The organism is Terriglobia bacterium, from assembly GCA_020073205.1.
GTDB lineage: Bacteria > Acidobacteriota > Polarisedimenticolia > Polarisedimenticolales > JAIQFR01 > JAIQFR01.
Map to the genome: position 1 here is coordinate 1 of JAIQFR010000153.1, position 7613 is coordinate 7613.

At 69.2% G+C, this 7613-nt stretch carries 7 protein-coding genes and 1 tRNA gene; 6 read left to right on the forward strand and 2 right to left on the reverse strand.

What is annotated here, in order from left to right; translation table 11 throughout:
* Positions 1-237: 237 nt before the first annotated feature.
* Positions 238-2085, reverse strand: a complete 1848-nt coding sequence (locus LAO51_19195; GenBank protein MBZ5640869.1) for an oligoendopeptidase F family protein — start codon at positions 2083-2085, stop codon at positions 238-240.
* A gap of 29 nt (positions 2086-2114) precedes the next feature.
* Positions 2115-2201 (reverse strand) — tRNA-Leu (locus tag LAO51_19200).
* A 150-nt stretch (positions 2202-2351) separates the two neighbouring features.
* Between LAO51_19200 and LAO51_19205 the strand changes: the two genes are divergently transcribed.
* The 6 genes from LAO51_19205 to LAO51_19230 form a co-directional block, all read left to right on the forward strand.
* Positions 2352-2924: a CarD family transcriptional regulator gene (locus LAO51_19205; protein ID MBZ5640870.1), complete on the forward strand. Its 573-nt coding sequence runs from the start codon at positions 2352-2354 to the stop codon at positions 2922-2924.
* Between the two features lie 52 nt (positions 2925-2976).
* A complete protein-coding gene (locus tag LAO51_19210) occupies positions 2977-4737 on the forward strand; it encodes an NFACT RNA binding domain-containing protein (GenBank protein MBZ5640871.1) in 1761 nt (586 codons plus the stop codon).
* A 135-nt stretch (positions 4738-4872) separates the two neighbouring features.
* Positions 4873-5928 (forward strand): flippase-like domain-containing protein, encoded by a 1056-nt coding sequence (locus LAO51_19215; protein ID MBZ5640872.1) that lies wholly within the window; start codon positions 4873-4875, stop codon positions 5926-5928.
* Entirely contained in the window at positions 5925-6383 is a 459-nt protein-coding gene (gene nrdR, locus LAO51_19220; protein MBZ5640873.1) for a transcriptional regulator NrdR, read from the forward strand. The genes LAO51_19215 and nrdR overlap by 4 nt, the downstream gene beginning before the upstream one ends.
* Before the next feature lie 55 nt (positions 6384-6438).
* Positions 6439-6882 (forward strand): Hsp20/alpha crystallin family protein, encoded by a 444-nt coding sequence (locus LAO51_19225; protein MBZ5640874.1) that lies wholly within the window; start codon positions 6439-6441, stop codon positions 6880-6882.
* Positions 6879-7613: LON peptidase substrate-binding domain-containing protein (locus LAO51_19230; GenBank protein MBZ5640875.1), on the forward strand; the 735-nt coding region annotated here is incomplete at its 3' end. The genes LAO51_19225 and LAO51_19230, both read left to right, overlap by 4 nt.

Below are 7613 nucleotides of genomic sequence, written 5' to 3' on the forward strand. Positions count from 1 at the left end.
ACTGAGAGTGCTACCGGTATTTGTCGTGTATGAGTCATCCTGAGCGGTTGGCCCAGCCGTCAAGGGATACGACACTTCAACCGTAGAAACAGTTGTTCCCACTCTTATCTTGATTCCCTGATTGTAGGACCGGTAGCTGCTTGGGTCGGCGAAAAGACCAGGATCGCGAGTCGCAGCGGCCAGTCCAAGAGCGCGTCGAGGAGCGCGACGGCTCGCGCGGTCGCCGGGCGAACGGCGTCATGCACTCGCGCCGCTCCTCCTCCGAGGAGCGTCATCGAGCATCTCCTCCAGGCGATCGAGGTAGGCGGTGAGGGCGCGCGCCACCGCCTCGTAGGGCTCGGCAGTTTCGAGATCGACGCCGGCGCGCCGGAGCAGGGCGAGCGGGTCATCGGAGCCCCCGGCCCGCAGGAACGCGAGGTAGCGTTGGCGAGACTGCGGCCGGCCCCCGAGGACCCTCTCGGCCAGCGACATCGAGGCCGCGATCCCCGTCGCGTACTGGTACACGTAGAAACCGTAATGGAAGTGCGGGATCGCGGCCCACTCGATGCCGCACCGCTCCTCGACCCGCACGACGCCCTGGTCGTGCCCGCTGAAGCGGCGGAGCGCCTCCAGGTAATCCCGGCTCAGGCTCCGTCCGGTGAGCGCCTCGCCTCGCTCGACCCTCTCGTGAATCGCCAGCTCGAACTCGGCGAACATCGCCTGGCGGAAGAACGTGGCCCGCAGATCGTCCAGCCAACGGGCGGTGAGGAACAGGCGCTCCTCGCTCCCCCTCGCTCGCCGCAGCAGGTCGTCGTGGAGCAGGATCTCGTGAAAGGTCGATGCCACCTCCGCGACGAACGTGGAGTAATCGGCCGCGGGATACGGCTGCGCCCGGTTGCTGAAGTGGGAGTGCATGGCGTGCCCGACTTCGTGGGCGAGCGTGGACACGCTCTCGAAGTCGCCGCTGAAGTTGAGGAGCACGAACGGGTGGACGTCGTACGCCGCGCCGTTCGCGTACGCGCCCGCCCGCTTGCCGGGTGCGGGATGCCAGTCGATCCACCGTCCCCGGAACGCTCGGTCGAGCTCCCCGGCGTACGCGCTGCCCAGCGGAGCCAGCGCGCGGCGCACGGCGCGCCGGGCGCCCCCGACGGTGTGAACCGCGGTCGGGGAAGACGTCAGCGGGCAGTACAGGTCGTGGTACGCGAGTTGCCTGAGGCCGAGCGCCCGCGCTCGCAGGCGGAAGTACCGATGAAGGAGCGGGAGCATTCCCCGCGCCTGAGCGAGGAGCGTCCGGTAGACGGTCGTCGGAACGGCGTCCCCGTCGAGGGCGGCGTCGACGCACGACTCGTAGCGCCGCGCCCTCGCTCGGAACACGTGCTGCTTGACGCACTCGAAGAGGTTCTGGCCGAGGGTCGCCTCGAAGGCGTGATAGGCGTCGAAGTACCGCCTCACCACCCTGCGGCGGTCTCCGCGAACCGGGGACGCGCGATGGAAGGCGTAGGCGGCGGGCGTCAATTGGACTCGCTCGCCCGACGAGAGACGGAGGCCGGCGCGCGGGAGCTCGGCGTTGTGCAGCAGGCCGAAGATCGCGCCAGGGCCGCCCGCCAGGAGCCCCGCTTGCGCCAGGAGCTCTTCCTCCCGCGGTCCCAGGAAGTGTCGTCTCTGGCGTAGGATCGTCCGGAGCGCGTGCGCGTGCGGGAGCAGCCCCGGCTCCTCGCGGAGAAACGCGGCGACCCTCCCGCGAGGGAGCCCGAGGATCTCGGGACCGAAATACGCGGTCCGGCTGGCCAGCAGCGGGAACAGAAGCTCGATTCCCTCGCGGAGGGCGTGCCGGGCCGCGATGCGCATGTCCTCGTCCGCCGTCATGGACGCGTAGGCGTGGAGTCGCCGAAGGCGCTTCGAGGCCTCCGCGATTCCGTCGAGGGCCTCTGCCAGGGTGGCGGCGGACTCACCGAGACGTCCTCGCCAGCGAGACAGCGAGGGAAGGCGCTTTTCGAAGGCAACCTTGGCGCGGTGGAACGCGTCGTCGTCCGGATAGACGGCGGTCAAATCCCACCGCACGGCCGTGCCGACCTTGGTCGTCTTCCGGCGACTGGATCCACTCACGTCCGTCGTCCAGCAGCTTGGCCAGAAGTTGGTGCCGGAGGTGGGAGTCGAACCCACACACCCGCAAGGGGCGGGGGATTTTGAGTCCCCTGCGTCTGCCATTCCGCCACTCCGGCGGCGACGGCGGAGCGTAGCGCCGAATCTTCGAACCTGTCAAGGAAAATGGGCCGGAACGGGGGCCATATGTCCCCAGGACGCGACGCAACCTGTTTTAAACATTGCAACTTGGCGAGACTTGCGATACCATTACAGGTAGACGGGGCGGCATGCGCCCACCCGTCATCCCGCGAGCCCGCCCCGTGGGGAGCGCGAGGGAGGCGTGCTTGGATTTCAAGGTCGGCGACAAGGTCGTCTATCCCAATCATGGCGTAGGGGTTATCGAGCAGGTCACCAATCAGTCCATCGGCGACCTCGTCTCGTCATTCTACCGGCTCAGGATCCTCTCCACCGACAGCACGGTGATGGTCCCAGTCGGCAACACTTCGGCGGTCGGGCTGCGCAAGGTCCTCACCCGGCGCGAGGTGACGCGCGTTCTGGGAGTGCTCAAGAACGGCGAGGTGGCCACCTACGACGACTGGAAGGGACGGTTCCAGGCCAACTCGGAGAAGATGCGCACCGGCGACATCCTGGCGGTGGCCGAGGTCCTGAAGAGCCTGTCCGTGCTGAGCGAGGTGAAGCCACTCTCCTACCGCGAGCGGAAGATGCTCGATCGGGCCCGCTTCCTGCTCGTTTCGGAGCTGGCGGAAGCCTCCAACAAGGGTCCCGCCGAGGTCGAGGGGCTGATCGACTCGGCGCTCGCCGAGTGCATCAAGGGAGCGAAGGGAAAGCTGGAGCACTGACCGCCTCAAGCCCTTAGCCCGACACTGACTCGTCCCCAGTATCGTTGCTGACATGGACAATCTCGTCCTCATTCGAGTCGCGGCCGTGCTGGGGCCCGCGCTGCGGGGCACCCTCCTGCGCGAGATTCGCGAGGAGTCTTCCCAACGCTTTCGTCTGGTGTTCGAGGGCGAAGATCGCGCAGCCACGGTCTTGCTCTCTCTCGATCCGGTTCACCCCTGGGTCGGACGGCCAGCCTCGCGATGGGACGGGCCCCGCCGCGCCCCGGGGCCGTTTGCCGCGAAGACTCAGCGAACGCTCGCGGGGCTCAAGGTCCGGGATCTCACCAAGGCAGGGTCCGACCGGGTGCTCATCCTCGATTTCTCCGACGGCCAGGCCCTGGTCGTGGAGTTGGCCACCCATGGAGCCAACCTGATCCACGTGGATTCCGGCGGAAACGTGCTGGCGTCCGCCCGGCATCCTCGCAAGGCCCAGGAGCGCATCGCCCCCGGCCGGCCCTACCGGCTCCCTTCATTGCCCGAGGGCAGGCTGGTGCCTTTCGGGGCGTCGGCCGACGACATCGATGCGTTCCTTCGAAGAGCGGTCGGCGATGGGGAAGACCTCTTCGAGGTGCTTCGCCGCAGGACCTTCGGAATCGGCAGCGAGGCCGCGGCGTTGGTGCTCGACGAAGTCCGGCTATCGGGACGCTCGGCAGGGGACGTCCTTGGAGCTCGCCTCGCCCGGCTCGCGATTGGGGAGCTCGACCCCGTCGTCGCGGGCTCCGAGGACCCACTGGCCGAGGCGTCGCGGGGGGCGCTCGATGTCCGCAGCCTGAGGCTCCTCCCGTGGGAGCCTCCCCAGCGTGCGCCCGGGGAGGCGTACCTCTGTGGACGAGACGCGGCCGCGACCGCGGGGCTGTTTCACGAGGCGGTCGAGAAGGCGCAGCGGGCCGCGGCGCGGATCGAGGCGCTTCGCCGAATCGTCGATGCGGAGGTCCGCCGTCTCTTCGACGCCGAGCGGCGGATCACGGCCGATCTCGAGGGCCTCGGCGATCCCGAGAGGCTCCGAAGATTCGGGGAGGCGATCCTCGCCGGGATGGGACGCGCGCGAAGGGTCGGCGATCATGCGTGGGTGCCCGACCCGTACGACCCGGACGGCGGGGAGATCGGGGTCCCCGCGCCCGCCGGCCGGACATTGCACGCCGTCGTGGACGATTGCTTCCAGCGCTCGCGCAAGGCCCGGCGGGGACTCGAGACCGCCCGTGGCCGGCGGGAGGCGATCCGGCTGCGCCTTGCCCGTCTCGAGCGGCTGCGGGCGGACGTCGAGGCGGCTCGCGGCGAGGACGGGGCGGAGCGGATCGAGGCCGCCCTCCGCGGCGAGGCGATCCCGGTCGCCCTTGGCCCCGCGACTCGAGCGGGCCGTGCGTCCGCTCGGGCGGAGCGCCCTCGCCTCGAAGGGGTGCGCCTTCTGACGAGCAGCGACGGCCTCGAGATCCTCATCGGCAAGACCGGGCGCGACAACGATCGGCTGACGTTCAAGCTGGCCTCGCCCGAGGACTTCTGGCTCCACGCCGCCGGGGTGTCCGGCGCTCACGTCGTGGTCCGTAACCCGAACCGACGGCCATTCCTCCCTCGTGCGACCCTCGTGGAGGCGGCGAACGCGGCGGCGTGGTTCAGCAGCGCGAGAGGGGCGAGCCAGGCCGACGTCCAGTGGACCCGGCGGAAGCACGTTCGACGGCTCAAGGGGGCGTCCTCGGGAACCGTGAGCCTCAAGCGCTTCGAAACCATCAGGATCAAGCCTTCTCCACCGCCGGGTATCGGCTGGGAATCGGACTGAATCGCTGGCGAAGCCCGCCGCGGCGTGCGTACGAACGGGTAAAGATCGGGCGACGGGGCACCAACTTCGGGTTCAACGGCGCTGCGACCGCCGTCACTGGCGCCAAGTTCCGCCGTTTTCTGTTGACCTTACAGCATGGACGGCCTACATTCGGCGACCATGAAGGACATCCTCCGGTACTCGGCCGGGGCGGCCCTGGCGGTTTTCCTGCTCTGGCTCGTCCTGCGGGGGGTGGATCGGCGCGCCCTCCTGGCAGCGATAGGCCGGGCGTCCATCGGAGGACTCGTGGCCGGCGCGGCGGTCAACCTCGCCCACAACGTCTTTCGGGTCTGGCGGTGGGGCGCGCTCCTCGAGCCGGTCCGGCCGAAGCTGCCGTTCAGGCCGATGTTCACCGCGGTGATCATCGGATACCTCACGACGTGGATCCTCCCGGGGCGGCTTGGCGAGCTCGTGCGACCCGCGCTGCTGAGCGCGAGGGAGGATGTCCCGATCGGTCCGTCCCTGGGCTCGATCGTGGCCGACCGAGCGCTGGACGGCGCGGCGATCGTCGCGCTCTTCGCGGCGGGCACGTTCCTCGCGCCGATCCGGGGGATCGCCGCCCGGCAGATTCGTTCCGCGGCCCTCGTCCTGCTCGTCGTCGTCCTGGTCTTCATGGCGGGCGCCGCGGTGGCGGGCAGCGCTCGCGGGCGAATCGAAGCCTGGTGCGGGCGAAGGGGCCGTTTCGTCCGGCGCGCCGGGCGGGCGTTCTCGTCGCTCGTCCTCGGCGCCGAGGCGCTCAGGAGACCACGTCTCCTCGCCATCGTCCTCGCCCACAGCATCCTCGCGTGGCTCACCATCGCCGCTGGAGTGTGGCTCGGAGTCCGGGCCTCCGGCGCCGACGTCCCGTTCCCGGCCATGATGGTGATGCTCCCGCTCCTCGCGTTCGGGGTCGCCGTCCCGACGCCGGGAGGGGCGGGGGGATATCATGCCGCGATGGCGTTCGGCCTTCAGATGCTCTACGGCGTGCCGGCCGACGCCGCGGTCGCGGCCGGGATCCTCATGCACCTTGCGGTGGTCCTACCGGTGATCGTGCTGGGGCTCGCTCTGCTCAAGACCGAGGGAATCTCGTGGGCCGACGTCCTGACCGCGGCGCGCGGCGTGCGGGCGCTGGGACGGGAAGCGGCGCGGGAGCCGGGAGGGGGACCCGAATGAGGTGCCCGTTCTGCGGCCACCCGAAGGACAAGGTGGTGGACTCGCGGGAGACCGGCTCCGGCGACGCGATCCGGCGGCGAAGGGAGTGCCTGGGCTGCAGCCGCCGGTTCACGTCGTACGAGAGGGTGGAGGAGATTCCCTACCTCGTCATCAAGAAGGATGGACGGCGCGAGCCGTTCGACCGGCGGAAGCTCCTGGCGGGGCTGCACCGGGCGTGCGAGAAGCGCCCGATTCCCGCAAAGGCGCTGGACTCCATCGCCGACGAGGTCGAGCAGATGGTCCAGGACACGCCGGACCGCGAGGTCGAGGCCCGGGTCATCGGCGAGCGCGTGATGACGCGACTCAAGGACCTCGACAAGGTCGCCTACGTCCGTTTCGCTTCGGTCTACCGTCAGTTCGAGGACGTGCAGGAGTTCATGGCGGAGCTCAAGGATCTTCTCGAGACCCGAAGGTAGGGCAGGGACGAGCCGGCCAGGCGCCGGCAGGCCCCGCGGCCGGTGGGAGACGATCATGTCGAGAGCGTTCGGTCCCCTCCTCGAGGCGGCGAGGATCCAGAGCGAGATCAACCGTCTCTTCAACAATCTCCTCGATCTGGGCGGCGAGGGGAAGGACGGCGGCGCCTGGATCCCCAACGCCGACATCGTCGAGACCGAGGACGCGCTTCGGGTCAAGGTCGAGCTTCCCGGCGTCGCGCCGGCGGGCCTGTCGGTTTCGGTCCTGGGCGGGAACCTGATCCTCCAGGGAGAGAAGGCCCGGCCCGAGCCCGAGACCGGCTCGAAATTCCATCTCGCGGAGCGCGCGTTCGGACGATTCCGGCGGGTGATCAACCTCGGCGTCCCGGTCAACACTCATCGGGCCGAAGCGGAGCTCAGGGACGGTCTCCTCAGGGTTCGCTTCCCGAAGGTCCCGAACCGCCGGGGAGAGGAGGTCGCGATCGAGGTGAAGGCGTCATGAAGGCCGCGACGCCCGATCGGCCCGCCGAAGAGCAGGTCCGCGTGCCTTCGGAGTTGCCCGTGCTCCCGCTGAGGGACATGGTCGTGTACCCCTTCATCATCGCGCCGCTGTCGGTCGCGCGGGAGCTCTCCATCCAGGCGGTGGACCGGGCGCTCTCGGAAAACCGGATGATCCTGCTCCTCGCGCAAAAGGACAAGGACGAGGAGGAGCCCACCGGCGACGACCTGTTCGGGGTCGGGACCGTGGCGGTCATCATGCGGATGCTGAAGCTCCCCGACGAGAGGATCCGGGTGCTCGTGCAGGGGGTGTGCCGCGCGAGGGTGTCGGAACTCTTGGCGCTGCGGCCGTACCTGCAGGCGCGGATCGAGAGGATCGGGGACCTGCCGCACGACCCGGCCTCGATCGAGAAGGAAGCGCTGATGCGCTCGGTGAAGAGGACCCTCGAGCGGGCGACGAGCCTCGGCAAGAACCTCCCGTCGGAGGTCATGGTCATCGCGAACAACCTCGAGGATCCGGGGCGGCTCGCGGACCTCACCGCGTCGAACCTCGAGCTCAAGGTGGAGGAGGCGCAGGAGATCCTCGAGACCCTCGATCCGGTGGCGCGGTTGAAGCGCGCCAACGACCTGCTCGGGCGCGAGCTGAACCTGTTGTCCATGCAGCGAGAGATCGACTCGATGGCCCGCGACGAGATGGACCGCTCGCAGCGGGAGTTCTACCTCCGGCACCAGATG

Excerpts from the sequence above, each read along its gene's own strand:
- LAO51_19225 (MBZ5640874.1), top strand. The coding sequence starts at position 6,439 with ATGTCGAGAGCGTTCGGTCCCCTCCTCGAGGCGGCGAGGATCCAGAGC.
- LAO51_19215 (MBZ5640872.1), top strand. The coding sequence starts at position 4,873 with ATGGACGGCCTACATTCGGCGACCATGAAGGACATCCTCCGGTACTCG.
- LAO51_19210 (MBZ5640871.1), top strand. The coding sequence starts at position 2,977 with ATGGACAATCTCGTCCTCATTCGAGTCGCGGCCGTGCTGGGGCCCGCG.
- LAO51_19205 (MBZ5640870.1), top strand. The coding sequence starts at position 2,352 with ATGCGCCCACCCGTCATCCCGCGAGCCCGCCCCGTGGGGAGCGCGAGG.
- nrdR (MBZ5640873.1), top strand. The coding sequence starts at position 5,925 with ATGAGGTGCCCGTTCTGCGGCCACCCGAAGGACAAGGTGGTGGACTCG.